Genomic DNA, 17,812 nt, shown 5'->3' with positions numbered 1-17,812 from the left:
GTAAGAACGTTTTCCATTTTCGTATGCTGTAAATGAGTTACATCATCTGATCTATCATTTGCTCTCTTTTTCGATGTAACTGGGCATCCGTGCCAATGATCGCGGTTGCCGCTTCCATGAATGCTTCGCAGTGCTGATCGATGCGCTGCTGATTGATGTCTTCGAGTGTAGCTATCTCTTCCGCAGGTATTGCCTGCACGCCTTGCATAGCCCCCAGAATAGCGCCGATCATGACGCCGATGGAATCCGTATCGCGCCCCGAGCTGACCCCGTCCTTGACCGCTTCCAGCAGATTGCCCTCGTGCAGCAAGATATAAGCCAGTGCAAGCGGCAGCTCCTCGATGGCGAACAATCGGCTTGGCGTGTAGTGATTGGATGGGATGCCGATCTTGTGTATGCTCCGATGCACATCGTCTCCCATTGGTGAATAGCGCGCGAGCACTTCATGGAAGGAACGAACGATTTCCTCTCGATCCTCCTTGCGGGACTGAAGAAGAAGAGCCGTCTCGCAAATGTCATGTATCGCCCGCTTCGTGCCGTCCTTCGCATAATGCAGCGCCGTATCCGCTATATCATGTACGGTCGCTCCCGGCTCCATTGCCTTCGCAACACAGCATGCCATTACGCCTGCCGCCTCGAGGCCGTAGCTGAGCTGATGCCCGGATGCGAACAGAATCGCCTCATCATAGGCTCCCTTCGGATTGCAGGCATTCACGATGCCGATCGGGGAGATATACATGGCTGCCCCGCAGTTGACCATATTGCCGTACCCGCCTTCGCGCGGTTCACAATTCGCGAGCACATGCCGATTGAAAATATGCTTCTCGGGATAGAACAATCGATCCATAATGAGCGCTTCCCGGCCGAATTCCGGAATATACCGTGGCCGAAACGCAATCTCCTTCACGAATTCATTTGCCATATCATAGGCATCCAGGTGACGGCGTTCCGTAACATATACATTCATTAATGCGAGCGTCATTAACGTATCGTCGGTAATAATGCCTTGGCCTCTCATTCTCCCCTGCCTCGCTGCCTCCGGCCAATCCGCCTTCCACCATTTCGTTTGCGTTGTTTCCACGCGCCCATACTTCTCTTTAATTTCGCTGTACGTCATTTTCTCTACGACAGCACCCATTGCATCCCCATAGGCTGTTCCGTAGATTGCTCCTTGTACTCGCTGCGCAAAAGAAACCATCCCGCTTCTCTCCCTCCTGCCTGAAGAGCGAGGCAGTCGCCTCGCTCCCCGATATCCAGTCTCATACGCTCTAGCTTTCGAGCTTCCTATTTGATCGTTTGATTCGCGTACTCTGTAATTTCCTTGCCACCGGCATCATTCCACGCCTGCACGAACTTGTCGAAGTCAGCTGCCGATTTGCTGCCCATCACGATGTTCGCTGCGAATTCCTTGTACAGCTCATTGCAGGCGTCCCATTTGCCGGCAAGTTCGGCTGGTATTATGAAGGCATTATCCTTGCTCGACAGAGAGTCAATCATCTCCATTGACTTCATTGCCGGTTCAGACAGGTATGGTGTCGCAGGATCGAATTCATGTTCCGGCTTGAAGTTAATCGTAGAGCCGACGAATAGCGGGTACCATTCCGCGAATTTGTCCTTCAGCTTGATTTTGTTGTTAACGATCTCATACTCTTCACCTTCAATGCCGAGCTTATCGAGCATTTGCCCCTTCGGGCTAGCCAAATATTCGAGTACAGCAAAAGCCAAATCTTTATGCTTGGACACTCTGCTTATCGCAAAGCCGCGGCTTTCCTTGCTGACATCGATCGGCAGGTAGCCTTGCGCCTTGCCTTTCGCTGGCAGCAGAGGCATTACCTTGGCCGACGCTCCATTCTGAGACGTCATTTTGTTATTGTACAGGTCGATCACCTTGCCCTGTGTCCCTGCGATAATGGCAGCTTGGCCATCATAAAAAGCTTTTTCCTTCGTATCCCATTTCTTTGTTAGAAACTCTGGATCAAGCAAACCTTCCTTATACAGCTTGGCATAGAACTCCAGCTTGTCCTTTTCAAATGATGTAGTTTTGCCGAATGCGTATTTCCCGTCCGCGCCCTTAATCCATGTCGAGTTCAAACCGAATGCTTGTGCGAACATCACATCGAGCTCATCAAGATTGCCCGCTGTCGTGTAGGCAAATTTGGCACCATTCTTTTCTTTCATTTCTTTGAAAAAATGATAATAGTTATCTATGGATGGATTCGCGAGCAATTCCTTGCCTGTAGCCGACTTATCGAACCAGTCCTGGCGCATGACTGGAATTTGGCTGCTTGTTGGCGACAGCCATACTAAATACGGATAGTTTTTCGTGCGTTCCTGATTGAACACGTTCATGGATGCTTTTACATGGGTGGATTGTTCAATGTAAGGGGTGAGATCTTCAAGGATTTGCTGCGTGATGGCAAATGCGTAATCCCCGCCTTGGAAGTACATAATGTCCGGAATCGTGCCGCTTTGCAGCAGTAAGCCCAGCTTCTCCGAATAAGTTCCGCTCTGTACTGGAACGACCTCCAGCTTAATGTTCTTTCCTTCTGCCTTCATGCCTTCCTCAATCCCTTTAATCACCCTTGCATCAGGCGGCAGATCCTTACCGACAATTGATATCGTGACTGCCTCTTGTTCGGATGATGATTGTGCATCTCCCGCATCCTTCGTTCCGCTGGAACCACACGCTGTAGTAAGCATCATCAAGCTGGCAAGCATAAGGAAAATCATTTTTTTCATTGCATTTCCTCCCCCATATTTATGATCCTTCGTGTTCATACGCTGGTATTGAGCACCAAGAAGGCTGTGCTGCTTTTCTTTGAACAAAATGCAATTCTTTGATCACAATAGCTTGTTTATTCTTTCACTCCGCCCTCCATCACTCCGCTTGTATAATGTCTCAGAATGACAGGATAGAGGATAAGAAACGGGATAATGGCAATGACGATCGTCGCTGCTTTCAGAGATGAGAAATCCAGCTGCGCAACATTACTGTTTTTCAGCAGATCGGCTGTGCCGATTAGGGCTGTGCTGTCCCGTTCCACAACGAACTGCCGCAGCAGCACTTGCAATACGGTATTGTCGCGGCTCGATAGAAAAATGCTCGATTTGAAAAATTCATTCCATTTGGCAACCGCATAGAACATCCCGATTGTCAGCAGTGGTATGCGAGCCAGCGGCAGGACAATTTTGACGAACATTCGAATATGTCCGGCACCGTCGATTCTCGCCGCCTCGATAAGGGAGTCCGGGATCTCTTCAAGGAAACGCATCATAATGATAAGGTAGTACACATTGATCATCCGGTAGAATACCATAGCCCATAAGCTGTCGAGCAGATGCAAATCCTTAATGACCATGTATTCCTGCACGATCCCCGGTTCGAAGATCATAATAATAATGAGAAAAATCATAATCGGCGTCTTGCCTACTAAATGTTTGCGGGTCAGCACATAGGCCGCGAGTGTGGTAAAGATAACGCTGATGCATGTACCCGTAATTGAAATAAACAAAGAGTTCAACAGCGCCTTGCTGACCAGTGCATTGTTGAGCACAACTTGAAAGTTAATAAGGGAGAAGCCTTGCGGCCAGATTTCATAGCCCCGCAGCATATGAACCTTGTCTGGATTCGACAGCGCTCTGGCAATCAAGTTCATGATCGGGATGAACATCGTTAAGACAAGTGCTGAGAGGATGAGGCCGATCAGCATTTTGGATACGGTTATTTTATTTCGCAAGATGCATCCCTCCTTACCAGGCGCCTTTGTTCGTAATTTTTTTCGATATAAAATGAGTCGACAGCACAAGGATGACCCCAATTAAGCTCTTGAATAAATTCGCTGCCGTTGCAAACGAGTATTGGCCATTAATGAGACCAACCCGATACACGTAAGTATCGATGATATCGATCTTGCTGTTGACCGAATCGTTCGTGAAGTTCAATACTTGATCCAGCCCTGCGTTCATAATGAAACCAACATTGAGGATGAAGATCGTAACCATCGGAATATACAAATGCGGAAGCACGATCCGCGTTACAATATGCCAACGGCTCGCCCCATCTACATATGCCGCTTCGTACAAGCTAGGACTGATTCCCATGATGGCCGCAAGATAAATAATCGAATCCCATCCGATGCTGCGCCATGCCTCACTCGCTAGCAGAACCCAGCGAATGCTGCCCTTGTCAGTCAGAAAGTCATGCGCGGGAAAGCCGAACACTTGAATGAGCTCATTGACGGCACCTGTCGATGGAGATAAAAATTCGAACCATATTCCTGTAATGACGACCCACGATAAAAAGTGAGGCAAATAGGAGATAACCTGAACCGCCTTGCGAAAGCGCCCATTGCGGAATTCATTAAGCATTAATGCGAACAAAATGGGCAGTGGGAACAGCAATACCAGCTTCATCGCACTAATGATGAGCGTATTCGCCAGAACATTCATAAAGATGGGTGTACTGAATAATTCGCGGAAATATTGCAAACCCACGAACACATGGTCACCCAAAATGCGATAGTCGAAGAAGGCCAGTTTCATTCCGATAATGGGCCATATATGAAAAATGAGAAAATACGCAATACAAGGCAGCAGCAGGAGATAGAGCACTTTGTCCGCCCACACCCGCTTTAATTTCGAAGCCGCTTTCATTTCCACTCACCTCCGGGCGGTTGCTTAGCTGATTTCCAATTCCATGAGCGGCGCATGCTGCTGCGCTCCATATACATCCCGATCGAATACGGTGCCTGAGGATACCTGTCTGGCGAACGTAATTTTGAAGCCGAGCGCTTGGTCGAAAAACACAAGCTGCGTAATATGTTCAACCGGGATTTGGTATAACCTGGATACCATCTCTTTATTAATTCGACCAGACTGCTTCATTTTGTAATAGAGTTCCGGTTCTTTGAACAAGACGTCTATCGTAATCTCGAAGGGCCCGCTATTTTTGCTTCGAAATACGGCCGCAGCGTCATATAGCTTCATGACTACACCTCTGTATATTCGTTCTTGAACATCTCCAGCCCATCCGCAACCTCCATCAAGTGGTAGACGGAAAATTCATAAACGTCGCCGAACGGCACGTCGCTCGGTGCAAATGGGAATGCCAGATTGCCAGCCGTCGACTTTCTTCCCTCATACCCGTAATGAAGGAAGGTGGAACGGGCAGAACTGCAAATCGCATTCGCCAGTTCCTGCGTCTTGGCAGTTACCTCGATGACGACACCGAGCTCATGAGCAGGTGTCCGAATTGGCTCCAGCTCTCCCAACACGCCATTCAAGCCATAATTAATGAAATGAATGTGGTAGTCTTCCCTTGAAATTTCATCATAGTACTCATACACCTGCTGCTTGACCAGTTCCTCTACCTCTTCAATCCGTGCAATAAGGAGCGGATCGCGTACACCGGCAATGACGAAGGTACGGCAGGCCACCTTCATAGCGCCTTCCAGTTTGATTTTGTACACCGGAGTCTCCGATATTCGGCTGCCGCTTACTTCTACGCTGCCATCACCAAGCTCCGTGAAGATGCAATGCTCCAAATCCAGCGTCAGCCCTGGACCATGCAAAATGTACGGATGCTCCTTCTCGTAAAACGTGTGGGCGGCAACCGATACGGCTGTGCATTTGCGTGCCTCGCTAAGCGGCTTCACGATAAAGGAATTCGGCTGCAATATGCCCAGCATGCAATCCTTAGTCGTACCCGGTTCAGCAGACAGCGCGGCGCACTCTAGTATTTTCCCTAGATGATAGGCAAGCGCAGTATCGAACCCATGAAGCATGGCAACTGCCGCAAATGGAGACGGATCATAGGCTCGTCCACAAATAACGATATCCGCTCCTTCTTGAAGCGCCTCTACAATTGGCTCATGCCCCATCTGCGCCACGATGTTCGTCGTTGCCGCCAAGCGTTCCTGAGTCAGCGGTGCAACCGTCAGGCCCAATGGCTCGCACTGCCCGGCATCCAGCTTCGCAGCAACCACCTCGTGAGGAATGTCTGCCCAGATCGTGGCGATTTTGATGCCTTGGAAGCGATGCTCTTCAAGGATCTCCATGATGATGGCCTGTGTCCATTCCACATGTACCTTGGCGCCGCTGCCCCCGGCCGATCCGATGATGATCGGAATCTTCGCCTGGATTCCCGCGTTGATCATAATCTCCAAGTCCTTCTTGCAAGCCTGCTTGCTGACGATTGCAGTTCCCGCACCCAGCTTATGGGGACCGGCATCCGTAGACCCAGCGTCTACGACAATGGCATCCGGATGATGCGCCATACCGTTCATGAACGAGGCCCTTGGAAAGCCATAGCCCAGCATCCCGCACGGGGCCAGGATTTTGAATTGTTCTTTTGTCATAGGTACCCTCCACCATCACAGTACGCAATGCGTGTTGTAATTTTTTGTTTGCAGCTTGCTATCCGGTGTTCTTTAGGGTCTAGGTGTGAGTTCTAGGGAGTATTGGAAATGTGGGTAATTGGATGATCCAATTTAATGATCAAAAGGAAGCGATGCGCTCACCCTTTTGAGCTTCCATTGTGGAGCAGAATGTTCTGCTTAACTTGTTGCAAGTGATAGAGCAGTGCTTCCTTTGCTTTTTGTGGGTTTTTCTCCTTAATGGCTTGTAAAATGCGGTAGTGCTCCTTATATACATCGTCCTTGCGTCCCGGAATATGTTCCGTCTTCGCAAGTGTCTTCTGCAGCAGATCGATATGCAGATCGATCAAGTTGACGAGTACAACATTGTGTGTCGCCTTGGCAATGGAGAGATGGAATGCTTGATCCGGATTGGCTTGACCATTCGAATCATCCGAATCATCAGAGTCACGGTCAATCTTGCCCCATTTCTCAAATGCCTGCTCAATCTCCCGAATATCCTGCTCGGTCGCTCGTTCCGCTGCAAGCTCGACGATGCCCGTCTCGAATATCTCTCTTGCTTCGAGCAGCTCAATGATCGTGGCTCGTTCGATATTCTCCAGCATACGCTTCTTGTCTTCGGCTTCGTTCAGCGTCTTGCTCAAGAAGCGTCCGCCTCCGGGGCGCGTCTCTATGAGTCCTTCTCGTTCGAGAATACGGAAGGCCTCCCGCAAAGTTCCGCGGCTAATGCCGAATGCTTGGGCGAGCTCCCTTTCCGTTGGCAATACATCTCCCGGAGCCAGGTTGCCTTCGAGAATCAGATTCTCTATTTGTTCAATGACATCTTCATAGACACGGTGGTACTTAATTTTTTTAATCGTCATTGCTCATTACCTTTCATGCGTTTCATTCAAAATTGGGTGACCCAATTATCCGCAATTTCATAGTAATTGGTAATGAAAACGGTGTCAATATTTTTTTCTAATCCTTCTAATCGAAAAAACGACCCGCAAGGCAGCCTCTTTTCAAGTGCCCACTGCGGGTCATATGGTCTAATGATAGATTATTTTCCACCCTTATAACGCTCATAAGCAGCTTCATAGATCTCCAAGTAACGCTTCACGTTCATTTGCTCCAACTGCTTCACATACGCATCCCACTGGTCGAAGCCTGCAGCTCCAGAGGCGAACTTGTCGCGCATCTCGTCGATATACGTCTGGATGTCCGTCTGGATCGTCGTCAATTCTTCCTGCTCCTCTGGCGTGAAGTTGAAGGACGGCCACACATCTTCCATTTTCACGGAGAATGGTTCTGCATCCTGTGCATTTTTCACAGAAGAAGGATAGCCCTCCGCACCCTTGAAGAACTTCTGCTTCACGATGCCAGGATAGTAGCCGCCCGGCCACGTCAGGTATTGGCTGATGGCCTGATCCAGATTCAGACCATCCTTGTTGTTCTTAATTGCATCTAGATATTCATAGTCACCCTTGTCGTTCACCTGATAGGTAACACCTTCAAAGCCCATGAAGAACATCTTGGCGCCTTCATCGCCATAGAAATGATCAATCCAGCGAATTGCGGCTTCTGGATTCTTCGCTTTGTCCGTCAGGACGAACATGCCGAGGTTGCCAAGCGGCGAGCCGATATTCGTCAGCAGCTTCTCTCCGTTCACCCCTTGAATGACCGGCATCCCCACATAACCATCCTGATTGTATACGGCCTTCGGATCAACACCGTCCAAGAACCCATATAAGCCGGCGCTCGCTTTCGAGGTAATGTCCGTATCCTTCATCGTGAAGGTTTCCTTGTCCAGCAGTCCATCCTTGTATAGCTTAGCGACATATTGCAGCAATTGCTTATATTCATCAGTTGACTGAACAAAGCGAAGCTTGCCCGTCGCCGGATCAAGATCCACATTCGGGTTGGCTATCCCGTTCTTGCTTAATCCAAATGGTCCGCGCAAAAAGTTGATCATAATGCTGACGCCCCTGGATCCCCATGGAATCTCATCCTGCTTGCCGTTCTTGTTCGGGTCCTTTTCTTTAAACGCTTTCAACACCTGAACCAATTCATCCAGATTGGTTGGCGCCTTCATTCCTACGTTATCCAGCCATTCCTGCTTCATCCAAGGTGTGCCGTAGAACAGCGATTTGAACTCCGGATCAAATATGGTTGGGAAGCCGTAAATGCTGCCATCCGGCATCGTAATTCCCTTTTTTACAATCGGGTACTGCTCCATAATCTTCTTGAAGTTCGGCGCATATTGATCAATGAGGTCGTTCAGCCTGAGAAATGTTCCTTGACTACCGTATTTGATTAAATCCGTCTTCGGCAGTGCAGAGGCGAAAAACATCTCTGGATAATCGCCGCCAGCCAGCTTAATGTTGCGCTTCTCCTTCAGACTGTCGATCTGCACCGTCTCCCACTCGATATGGATATTGCTCATTTTCTCGTATTCCTGCCAGAGCATCAGCTTGCTCCAATCGGAAGAAGCGAAGAACTTGCCGGCGAAGGCCGTCATCGTCATTTTGTCCTTCGCGATCGGCATGCCCTCCTTGTTCATCAGCGCCACACGCTCATCACGATTGCCTTCGTTCGCTGCACCACCGCCGCCTCCGCCGCACGCTGTTACGAGCAATGAGAAGCTCAGCACCACACTAAGTGTCAATGTGAACCATTTTCTTGAACGCATCACATGTCCCCCTTGATTATTCAATATTGGAATACCGATACCGATAGCCGTGTAATCTACCCCTTCAATGCGCCAATCATGATGCCCTTCACGAAGTACCGCTGCAAGAACGGATACAATATCAACATTGGCAAATTCGCTACGACGAGTACAGCGTACTTTAACCCTTCCACGCTCATCTTCATCCGGACCGCTGATTCAGAAGTCAGCTTCACAAACTCGCCGGAATCGCTTTGAATCAAGATTTCGCGCAGGATAAGCTGCAACGGGAATTTCTCCTTCGTCGTCAAGTAAATCAAGGCATTGAAGTACGAGTTCCAATGACCCACTGCATAGAAAAGCACCATAACTGCAATAATCGGCATGGATAGCGGCAGTACGATACGGAGCAGCGTTTGAATGTGCGTGCATCCATCGATCATCGCAGATTCCTGAAGCTCACCGGGAATCGACTGCTGGAAGAAGGTGCGCATAATGATGATATTCCATACGGATACAGCATTCGGGATAATCATGACCCACAGTGTATCGAGCATGTTCAAGTTTTTAATCAATAAATAGGTAGGAATCAATCCACCCCCGAAGAACATCGTGAATACGATAAGTCCGGTTACAAATCCCCGCCCTGCCAGATCACGGCGAGATAATGGATATGCAGCACAGATGGTCATCACGACATTAAGCGCCGTACCGATGACCGTATATAGAATGGTGTTGCTGTAGCCGAGCAGAATGTCCTTGTTTTGAAAAATTTTCGTATAGGCATCAAGATTGAAACCCTTCGGAATGAGCCACATTTCGCCGCGCAGCACATGTTCCGGATTGCTGATGGAAGCACTCAACACGAATACGAGCGGGTACAGAACGATGAGAGTGAGCAAAGTAAGCAGCGTGTAATTGATTAGGTTAAATATGCGGTCGCCAAACGAACGGTCGATCATCTTCTGTCCCCCTTACCATAGGCTCGTCTCGTTGACACGCCGCGCAATGTAATTCACAACAATCAAGAGCGCAAAATTGACAACGGAATTGAACAATCCAACGGCAGCTGAGAAGCTGTACTGCGCGTCCAAAATACCGGTACGATACACATAGGTGGAGATGATGTCTGAGCTGCTCATGTTGAGTGAATTTTGCATGAGGAATACTTTCTCGAAACCGACCGACATGACGCTGCCCAGATTCAAAATGAGCAGAATGATGATCGTCGGCGCTATCGTAGGCAGGTTAATATGCCAGATGCGCTGTACACGCGTTGCGCCATCAATGGTCGCTGCTTCATGCAGCTGGTGATCGACACCTGAAAGAGCAGCCAAGTAGATAATGGAGCTCCAGCCCATCGTCTGCCATACATCGGACAACACATACAGCGTTTTGAACCAGCCCGGTGAGGTCATGAAAGTAATCGGCTCGCCGCCCATCGCCACGATCAGATGATTGATAATGCCTGTACTCGGATTCAGAAAAATAAACAGCATCCCCACAACAACGACGACCGACAAGAAGTGCGGGGCGTACGTAATGGTCTGTACGACCTTCTTGAAGCGCTCGGCCTTCACTTCGTTCAGCATCAGCGCAAGGAAGATCGGGATTGGGAAGCTTAGCGCCAAGGAATACAGACTGATGAGCACCGTGTTCGTCAGCAGGCGTTCGAAGTAGAAGCTGTTGAAGAAGCGTTCAAAATGCTTGAAGCCAACCCACGGACTGTCCCATATCCCCTTATTCGCCATAAAGTCCTTGAAGGCAATCTGAATGCCATACATCGGCAAATAGTGAAAGATGATATAGTACAACACGACCGGAAGCAGGAGCAGGTACAACTGCCAATTCTTCACCAGCCCCCTGCGTATACGCTCCATTCGACTGTTGCGCCCAGGTTCAAGCTCACTGGAACGCTGCATTGCAAGTTCAGTTGCCTTCATCGCCTCTTCCTCCCTGATGCATCGTCTACGTGCAAGCTATCCGGCTGCTTCATGGATTAGCCCTCCGATAGGATAGCGGCAGCATCCAAATTCGGGATTGGCGAGACAGGGACAACGCCGCCGCCTTGGCGAATCGACTCGGTTGCCGCACAACCTACAGCCACGCTCATACGACCCGCAAGTGGAGTTGCTATCGGCTCCTTCCCATGCAGAATCATATCGACGAAGTCCTTGCAAATGTTCGGATCCGCTCCGCCATGCGACCCCTTCGCCTCCTTAATCTGATACACGCGATCTGCCAGTTCGCGCTCTGTATTGGATTTGCGCGTCCATACGTATACTTTGTCTTCCATTTCGTTATTTTCCATCCGGCCTTCCGTGCCGATAAAGGTATAGTTCCGCTGATAATCTGGTGTGAAGTGGCATTGTAAATAGGAAGCCTTAATCCCGCCTTCCAGCTCCATAATGACCATATTGTTGTCCTCCACATTCACCTCTTCACGGAATGCACATTCGATCAGTCTCCCTGGGCTCGCTTCCGTACACGTTGTCCGCTCCTCACAGCTTGGACAGGTTAAGTCATTCGACTTATCCCCGCCATAAAAGTCCAAGCTGCCGAATGCGCTCACCTTCGTCGCATAGCGTCCTGTAATCCAATGAATGATATCGATATCATGCGATCCCTTCTGGAGCAGCAATCCTGTGCTGTTCTTGGAGTTCGCATGCCAATCGTGGAAATAGAAATACCCGCCCCAGCCTACAAAATGTCTTACCCATACAGCCTTGATCTCGCCAATTACACCAGAATCCACAATTTCCTTCATCGTGCGATACATGTTCATGTAGCGCATATTGAAGCCAACCATCAGATGCTTGCCGGATTCCTTCCATGCGTTCAAAATATTGTCGCAGCCTTCCACCGTAATCGCCAGCGGCTTCTCGCAAAATACATGCTTGCCTGCCTTCAGCGCTGCTATGGCATGCTCCTCATGACAGAAATCAGGCGAGGTCACCGCTATCGCATCGATATCTTCGCGTGCAAGGAGTTCCCGATAGTCTGTCGTGACGAACGCATCCGGGTTAACATCGTCCTTGAATTCCTGAAGGCGCTCCGGATAAATATCAGCTGCGCCTACTACAATGGATCGACCCTCCGGCTGATGCCAGTATTTTGCGATTGTCCCTCTTCCTCGTGCACCAATCATGCCAATTCGAACTTGCTTCTCTGTCTTCATTTCCTCATTCTCCTCTCGATTATGCTTGCAAGTCTTGTGCAAAACAACCGCTTGCAGCAGCACATCGCCCTCTATAGTAAAGCGCTTTCAATACGCGATGCCGCTAGTTCTCTTGTGCAGCAGCTAGATGCAGGTAAGGGGAAATAAGCGTCAGCAATAAAGCATGCAGCACAATGGCTAACGTTCAATCAGATATTTTCTAGTCGGCTCTCATGGTGAGATCTATAAAATTCATACGAGTCGGGGTTCATAGGATCATAGGTGCAAAGATCTACTAGATCATTGGGTTCTTGGGTTCATAAGGAGTTTTCTTCCTGCACCATGCTGAATGGTGAATAATTGAAATGTGTCTGATGTGATGGATTTTCTTATGTGATGATCGTGATTGATGGTCATGTGATGGGAATATGATGAGTGCTACCCAAGTACTTAAGTTTGGGTATTGAATCACTTTGCGCAAAAAAGACAAATATATTTGGGGTAAAATCTATTGAAGTTTGGATAAAAATATCGCGAGCACATTTACTACGAAATGGTTTCATCTGCAAGCTTGTCGTCATTATATTACGCTAAACTTTCCTCCGTCAACACGTTTTTGGATGAATTTTTCATTAACCAAATTTTAAATATTTGGGGCAAATATCCAAACTATGCATCTCCCTCAGCTTCTCCGTATTGCATGGAGTTGATCAGTTTCAATACGGCGTACAGGAATATCCGTGCAATCGGCGAATACAACATAGGTAGAATTAATCGTCCCCTTCACACTATAAACAGGTAAGAGAAGGAGTTTGATGACATGAGTAAAGTGCTAGTACTCGGGGGAACCCGCTTCTTTGGCAAGAAGCTTGTAAACCTGCTTATTCAAGAAGGCTCGGATGTTACCGTTGCAACACGAGGACATACGGAGGATTCTTTCGGTGATCAAGTGACGCGTATCCATCTTGACCGAACAGTGCCTGAACAATTGCGGCAGGCTGTCGGCGACACGGAATGGGATGTCGTGTACGATAATATCGGCTATCACCCGCAGGATGCGTTCCATGCTTGTGAGATATTTGCTGGCAAGGTGAAGCGGTACATCTTCACTTCAACCTTGTCTGTCTATCCCTTCGGGCAGATAGGCTATTCCGAAGAGGAATTCTCCCCATATACATACGCCATTCCAGCCAATCTTCCGCAGGAAATCGCATATGGCGAAGGCAAGCGGCTTGCTGAAGCCGTCCTGTTCCAGCATGCTTCCTTCCCCGTATGTGCCGTCCGGTTTCCAATCGTGCTTGGCATGGATGACTATACGAAGCGGCTTCATTTCCACATCGAGCATGTACAACAGGGGCTTCCTATCGGACTTCCGAATCCACAAGCCGAGATGAGCTATATCACTTCGGATGAAGCAGCCCGCTTCCTATTCTGGCTGAAAAACCAGCACTTCGAAGGGCCTGTCAATGCCTGCTCAGACGGGGTACTGTCGATCCGTCAGATCATTCAGCTTATCGAAGAGGGCGTAGGCAAATCCGCGCTAATCGTAGACACTTCCGATCCACAGCAGGCAGCAGCATTCGATACCGCTCACCTGTCTCCGTTCGGCGTGCCGGATCGATGGGGCCTGAATACAAGCAAGGCAGTACAGCACGGATTCAAGTTCGACTCGATTCAGGACTGGTATCCTCAACTCATTACATCGATTATCAGTTCCCGTTCGTAATAGGACAGGCTCGAAGTAAAACACACAAGGATCCGCTTCAAAAGTCCGTCTTACATTTTGCCCCCCTACATGGGGGTGAACATTGCATGACAAAAGACGCCTTTTCTCCACTAAAACCGTGGTTTTAAAGGCGTCTTCGTTTATCTTATAGGACTGATCTCCTGTTTAACAGCTATTGAGGACAGCCGCATCCGCTCAGGTAGACTTGCGTACAATCAGAGAAAAAGGGAGCAGCATTCGGAAAGGCGCTGGATATGGATCCGTCAGCCCATCCAATAAAGCCTTCGCAGCAGCATACCCCATCTCGTACTTCGGAATATGAATAGACGACAATGGCGGAGAGCTGTACTTGGCGAACTCAATATCATCAATGCCTATGAAGGCAAGATCCCCGGGAATGGACAGTCCCTCTTCCGCTGCTGCCCGCATCGCAGCAATCGCCATCATATCGCTGGCACAGAACATCGCAGTAGGCCGATCTACTTGTTGTACTAGCTGCTTCATCTGTTCATAACTGCGATCCGCATCCCATTCAGCGTCAATGACCCAATTCGGGTTCCACACACAGCCCGCTTCCTCAAGAGCGATTCGGTATCCCCGATACCTCTTCTCCCGCTCCAGTTGTCCAAGAAGCCCTTTCCCTCCAATAAATCCAATCTTGCGGTGCCCATTCGTGATGAGATGACCAACCGCCACCCTTGCCGCATTCATCCGATCATAGGAAATAACTGGAATCGACGGATCTGCTACATCGATCCCAACAATGTTCGGCACTCTCTCCTTCAGCCACTTATATTGAGCAGGATCCATTCCTTCTACACAAATGATTCCGCTAAGCTGATACGACTTCAATAGGGATTCAAACAACGTGGTGCTTCTCAGTTCAGCTTGGGTATGTAAAAAAGCAAGTGAAGCTCCTGCCTCAAGCAGCTTGGCTTCTATTCCTTGAATAATCGGAGAAAAGTAAGGATGATTGTACTTGTTGTCAGGAAGTGATAGGATGCAGCCAATCGCATGAGTGGACATAGGAGATGTGTGATGCCGCGTTCGGGTACGCGCTTTGGGATTGGCTATAGGTGTTACCTGATAATTGAGTGTTTTGGCGGCCTGCCATATTTTCTGCTTCGTCTCTTCACTTACTCGCCTGCTGTCATCATGATTTATAACGCGTGAGACAGTCGATATCGAGACTCCGACCCTCTCTGCTATATCTTTCAGTCTGACCATGATCTCCTCCCCTGGCAGTATGACTTATCTTCTTCGAAGTCGGTAAGCGGTCTAGTTGTAAATCACAGCATACCACAGCGATCATGCACTTAAAAGCATGAAGTACAAGGCGGTGCGGTTCACTCACTTCCCCTCACTTTCCCTCACTGATTCGGGAAATTTGGCTTCAGACGCTTTTTTTTACAAATAGGGACATTTTGTCCCTGACCAATAGCCAATGCCGTGCATTATATATTAACAATAGGTCAGTTCCTATCCGCTTCGTGCATGAACCTGTGGAGGGTCGCTAGGATGAAATACATGCTCGGCATCTTTTATGTGAATCGCCTTGATCTATTGTATCGGGCCATTGCCAGTATCCAGCCCTACTGGCCGCATACGGTTATCATCGATAATTCAGACAGCCATGACCTGCGTCATGAAGAAGCGTTATCCTCTATCGTTTCGATTTACGAGCCCCCCGTTCCCTTCTCACATAGTCAATCGCAAAATATGCTGCATCGATGGGGCGCTGAGCGGCAATGTAACGCAGTTCTCTATATGCATTCCGACGCAGAAGCTCATGAAGGCGTTCCGGATGCATTCCTCGCTACGTTAGCAGCATGGCAGCAGACTGGGCATCGATGGGGCGTCGCCTTCACTAACTTGGATACGCTCGCTGCATTTCACATGGACGCAATTAGGGCTGCTGGACCGTGGGACCACCTGCTTCCTATGTACTTCTCCGATCAGGACTGGTACCGAAGAGTCGTGCTGGCAGGATACCCGATCGTTCCAACCGGACTGGGCGTGACCCATCATAATGCCGGGGCTTCGACGGTTAAGTCCAATCCCCTGCTCACCCATCTCCATCACGTTACCTTCCCGTTGTACCACTACTATTATGAGACCAAGTGGGGCGGTACTCTAGGGAAAGAGACCTACCACCTTCCATTCAATCATTTCCCGCTGAATCCCGTTGACAATTATCTTCCTGTCACGTAACCCCTGAACACGGAACGCGAGGCTCGATTATCTCTGTCTATCATAGATAGAATGAGGGAGTGTATATCGAATGAAAAAATGTATTGTATTCGGCAATTGTCACGTATTTCCCATACGCAGGTATTTGATGGCATCTCACACATTCCGTTACAGTTATAAGCTGGTAGATGTGCTCCCTATCCAAAACTGCAATCAAGAGATCGGTATCGGCGATCATGTGCTGAACGATTGTGATTTGTTCATTTACATGAAGACGAGTGATGCCTACGGCGAGCGCTTGTCTAGTGATTACTTGTTAAGCAGGCTGCCGCCCCATTGCAAGAAAATTAGCATTGGCAACGCCTACTTCAAATCCTACTACCCTCAATTTACTTACAATAACAAGAATACGCTGTATGGATACGAGGATCAGAACGTTCTCCGGTTATTGAAGCAAGGAGAGAGCAAGGAGCGAATTGTCGCCATATTGTCTGACGAGCAATTCTATTCCGCCAAAGAACTGCAAATGATCCACAACGAATTCATGTATAATCTCCGCCAACGCGAATTCGACATTGATATTCCACTTGCGAATTTCATCGAGCAGCATTATCAGAAGGAGCATCTATTCTGCACGGTGTGCCATCCCCGCTACCATATTATCCGCTACTTAGCGATGAACATTTTGCAGCGAATCGGAATTTCTACGATAGAAATTGCGCAAGCCTTTTACGATTCGGACTTCATCGATTTGATTCACCCTATTTATCCAAGCGTCATTAAGCATTTGGATCTGAGATTTCTACAGCCAGGTGCGCGAATCTATTCGCTGGGAGATGAGAAGTTCACCTTCCAAGAATATATCGCACGGTACGTGGATATTCACAGCCAAGAACTGCAAATGGTGTAGGGCTTGCATAAGAAACCGGATCATATGTAAAAAAATCAGAGGGCACTCAGCCTCTCTGATTTTTTCTGCCTTCTGTCTTCTGTTCTCCGTCGAAACATCCTCGGTCTTCTATTTTGATTTCGCAACTAGTTCTCTGTTTAATACGAAGACCTTTCCTTTTTCATTTATATTGTTGAGCAGCTTGGACAGCCCTCTGATCAACCTTAGAATTCGGCACATTATAAATTGCCATTTGCACTTTGCCGCTTTTCGCGTCGATGACAAGCTGGTAAGGGCCTAGCGTACTGACTTCGCCGCTTGCTCCATCAATGTTCAATTTTGTAATATCGTCATACGAGAGGCTCTTCTCTGTTTCTGTGATGGCTGCCTTCATCTTTGTCCGGATGCCCTCGTCCAAGGAAGAGAGCTGAGGGTCGAGATTGATTTGATAAATTTCACCGGTTTGTGCTTTGATCGTAACCTCAGCAGCAAATATTTTCTCCGCTCCCTTTACGGGATGCGTTACGGTTCGATAGGCTTTCGAATAAAGAGTAGGCTCTTTCTTCCCATCGATTTTATACGAATACCGTACGCCTTCAAAGTCGATTTCTTCATTTACAAACGGCTTCAAAGCCTCCTGCGCCTTCTCCACCAGCTCCTTGTCCAAATCCTTAACGGTCTTCATGAATCCCGGCTCGCCTTGTTGTTTGGAGTTGGCCGCTGCCGCTGCATCGGATGTCGGTGCCGGAATAGATACCATAAGCAGCGCTGCTGCGGTTACAGATAGAACTACGTTCCATCGTTTCATGAAGATATCCTCCTCCTA

General features: G+C 48.6%; 16 protein-coding genes. 3 read left to right on the top strand and 13 right to left on the bottom strand.

Features of this window, described 5'->3' with window-relative positions; translation table 11 throughout:
• Positions 1–37: 37 nt before the first annotated feature.
• The 11 genes from PBN151_RS17915 to PBN151_RS17865 all read right to left on the bottom strand — a co-directional run bounded on the left by PBN151_RS17915 (position 38) and on the right by PBN151_RS17865 (position 12,202).
• Positions 38–1,198, bottom strand: a complete 1,161-nt coding sequence (locus PBN151_RS17915) for an ADP-ribosylglycohydrolase family protein (RefSeq protein WP_072730106.1) — start codon at positions 1,196–1,198, stop codon at positions 38–40.
• Between the two features lie 86 nt (positions 1,199–1,284).
• On the bottom strand, positions 1,285–2,739 hold the full coding sequence (locus PBN151_RS17910) for an extracellular solute-binding protein (protein WP_072730105.1): 1,455 nt from the start codon (positions 2,737–2,739) through the stop codon (positions 1,285–1,287).
• A gap of 116 nt (positions 2,740–2,855) precedes the next feature.
• Positions 2,856–3,737: a carbohydrate ABC transporter permease gene (locus tag PBN151_RS17905; protein ID WP_021255373.1), complete on the bottom strand. Its 882-nt coding sequence runs from the start codon at positions 3,735–3,737 to the stop codon at positions 2,856–2,858.
• 13 nt (positions 3,738–3,750) lie between these two features.
• On the bottom strand, positions 3,751–4,653 hold the full coding sequence (locus PBN151_RS17900) for an ABC transporter permease (protein WP_072730104.1): 903 nt from the start codon (positions 4,651–4,653) through the stop codon (positions 3,751–3,753).
• Positions 4,654–4,677: 24 nt separating this feature from the next.
• Positions 4,678–4,986 carry a DUF4387 domain-containing protein gene (locus PBN151_RS17895; protein ID WP_072730103.1) on the bottom strand — a complete coding sequence of 103 codons (309 nt, stop codon included), beginning with the start codon at positions 4,984–4,986 and terminating at the stop codon, positions 4,678–4,680.
• Positions 4,987–4,988: 2 nt separating this feature from the next.
• On the bottom strand, positions 4,989–6,356 hold the full coding sequence (locus PBN151_RS17890; RefSeq protein WP_072730102.1) for an acyclic terpene utilization AtuA family protein: 1,368 nt from the start codon (positions 6,354–6,356) through the stop codon (positions 4,989–4,991).
• Positions 6,357–6,514: 158 nt separating this feature from the next.
• Entirely contained in the window at positions 6,515–7,237 is a 723-nt protein-coding gene (locus tag PBN151_RS17885; protein WP_065291321.1) for a FadR/GntR family transcriptional regulator, read from the bottom strand.
• A 179-nt stretch (positions 7,238–7,416) separates the two neighbouring features.
• Positions 7,417–9,045, bottom strand: a complete 1,629-nt coding sequence (locus PBN151_RS17880) for a type 2 periplasmic-binding domain-containing protein (protein ID WP_072730101.1) — start codon at positions 9,043–9,045, stop codon at positions 7,417–7,419.
• 56 nt (positions 9,046–9,101) lie between these two features.
• On the bottom strand, positions 9,102–9,986 hold the full coding sequence (locus tag PBN151_RS17875; RefSeq protein WP_072730100.1) for a carbohydrate ABC transporter permease: 885 nt from the start codon (positions 9,984–9,986) through the stop codon (positions 9,102–9,104).
• 12 nt (positions 9,987–9,998) lie between these two features.
• A complete protein-coding gene (locus tag PBN151_RS17870) occupies positions 9,999–10,904 on the bottom strand; it encodes an ABC transporter permease (RefSeq protein ID WP_227774837.1) in 906 nt (301 codons plus the stop codon).
• A 119-nt stretch (positions 10,905–11,023) separates the two neighbouring features.
• Positions 11,024–12,202: a Gfo/Idh/MocA family protein gene (locus PBN151_RS17865; protein WP_072730186.1), complete on the bottom strand. Its 1,179-nt coding sequence runs from the start codon at positions 12,200–12,202 to the stop codon at positions 11,024–11,026.
• A 799-nt stretch (positions 12,203–13,001) separates the two neighbouring features.
• Here PBN151_RS17865 and PBN151_RS17860 point away from each other — a divergent pair.
• Positions 13,002–13,907, top strand: coding sequence for an NAD-dependent epimerase/dehydratase family protein (locus tag PBN151_RS17860; RefSeq protein ID WP_072730099.1), 906 nt, complete (start codon positions 13,002–13,004; stop codon positions 13,905–13,907).
• Positions 13,908–14,102: 195 nt separating this feature from the next.
• Here PBN151_RS17860 and PBN151_RS17855 read toward each other — a convergent pair whose 3' ends face one another.
• Positions 14,103–15,134, bottom strand: a complete 1,032-nt coding sequence (locus PBN151_RS17855) for a LacI family DNA-binding transcriptional regulator (RefSeq protein ID WP_072730098.1) — start codon at positions 15,132–15,134, stop codon at positions 14,103–14,105.
• A 291-nt stretch (positions 15,135–15,425) separates the two neighbouring features.
• Here PBN151_RS17855 and PBN151_RS17850 point away from each other — a divergent pair, with 291 nt between their 5' ends.
• Together PBN151_RS17850 and PBN151_RS17845 are read left to right on the top strand one after the other, a co-directional pair.
• A complete protein-coding gene (locus PBN151_RS17850; RefSeq protein ID WP_072730097.1) occupies positions 15,426–16,118 on the top strand; it encodes a glycosyltransferase family 2 protein in 693 nt (230 codons plus the stop codon).
• A 70-nt stretch (positions 16,119–16,188) separates the two neighbouring features.
• The gene (locus PBN151_RS17845) at positions 16,189–17,007 is read left to right on the top strand and encodes a WcbI family polysaccharide biosynthesis putative acetyltransferase (RefSeq protein ID WP_072730096.1); all 819 of its coding nucleotides are present in this window, start codon (positions 16,189–16,191) and stop codon (positions 17,005–17,007) included.
• Positions 17,008–17,167: 160 nt separating this feature from the next.
• On the opposite strand, the gene PBN151_RS17840 is transcribed toward PBN151_RS17845, so the two are convergent.
• Positions 17,168–17,794: a hypothetical protein gene (locus tag PBN151_RS17840; protein WP_072730095.1), complete on the bottom strand. Its 627-nt coding sequence runs from the start codon at positions 17,792–17,794 to the stop codon at positions 17,168–17,170.
• Positions 17,795–17,812: the final 18 nt, after the last annotated feature.

The sequence above is a fragment of the Paenibacillus sp. NAIST15-1 genome, from assembly GCF_001894745.1.
Lineage (GTDB): Bacteria > Bacillota > Bacilli > Paenibacillales > Paenibacillaceae > Paenibacillus_B > Paenibacillus_B suaedae.
This window is presented reverse-complemented; position numbering and strand designations above follow the sequence as displayed.

What these genes read in the sequence shown, in the direction of transcription:
- PBN151_RS17915 (WP_072730106.1), bottom strand. Translation starts at nt 1,198, where the DNA reads ATGGTTTCTTTTGCGCAGCGAGTACAAGGAGCAATCTACGGAACAGCC.
- PBN151_RS17910 (WP_072730105.1), bottom strand. Translation starts at nt 2,739, where the DNA reads ATGAAAAAAATGATTTTCCTTATGCTTGCCAGCTTGATGATGCTTACT.
- PBN151_RS17900 (WP_072730104.1), bottom strand. Translation starts at nt 4,653, where the DNA reads ATGAAAGCGGCTTCGAAATTAAAGCGGGTGTGGGCGGACAAAGTGCTC.
- PBN151_RS17895 (WP_072730103.1), bottom strand. Translation starts at nt 4,986, where the DNA reads ATGAAGCTATATGACGCTGCGGCCGTATTTCGAAGCAAAAATAGCGGG.
- PBN151_RS17890 (WP_072730102.1), bottom strand. Translation starts at nt 6,356, where the DNA reads ATGACAAAAGAACAATTCAAAATCCTGGCCCCGTGCGGGATGCTGGGC.
- PBN151_RS17885 (WP_065291321.1), bottom strand. Translation starts at nt 7,237, where the DNA reads ATGACGATTAAAAAAATTAAGTACCACCGTGTCTATGAAGATGTCATT.
- PBN151_RS17880 (WP_072730101.1), bottom strand. Translation starts at nt 9,045, where the DNA reads ATGCGTTCAAGAAAATGGTTCACATTGACACTTAGTGTGGTGCTGAGC.
- PBN151_RS17875 (WP_072730100.1), bottom strand. Translation starts at nt 9,986, where the DNA reads ATGATCGACCGTTCGTTTGGCGACCGCATATTTAACCTAATCAATTAC.
- PBN151_RS17870 (WP_227774837.1), bottom strand. Translation starts at nt 10,904, where the DNA reads ATGGAGCGTATACGCAGGGGGCTGGTGAAGAATTGGCAGTTGTACCTG.
- PBN151_RS17865 (WP_072730186.1), bottom strand. Translation starts at nt 12,202, where the DNA reads ATGAAGACAGAGAAGCAAGTTCGAATTGGCATGATTGGTGCACGAGGA.
- PBN151_RS17860 (WP_072730099.1), top strand. Translation starts at nt 13,002, where the DNA reads ATGAGTAAAGTGCTAGTACTCGGGGGAACCCGCTTCTTTGGCAAGAAG.
- PBN151_RS17855 (WP_072730098.1), bottom strand. Translation starts at nt 15,134, where the DNA reads ATGGTCAGACTGAAAGATATAGCAGAGAGGGTCGGAGTCTCGATATCG.
- PBN151_RS17850 (WP_072730097.1), top strand. Translation starts at nt 15,426, where the DNA reads ATGAAATACATGCTCGGCATCTTTTATGTGAATCGCCTTGATCTATTG.
- PBN151_RS17845 (WP_072730096.1), top strand. Translation starts at nt 16,189, where the DNA reads ATGAAAAAATGTATTGTATTCGGCAATTGTCACGTATTTCCCATACGC.
- PBN151_RS17840 (WP_072730095.1), bottom strand. Translation starts at nt 17,794, where the DNA reads ATGAAACGATGGAACGTAGTTCTATCTGTAACCGCAGCAGCGCTGCTT.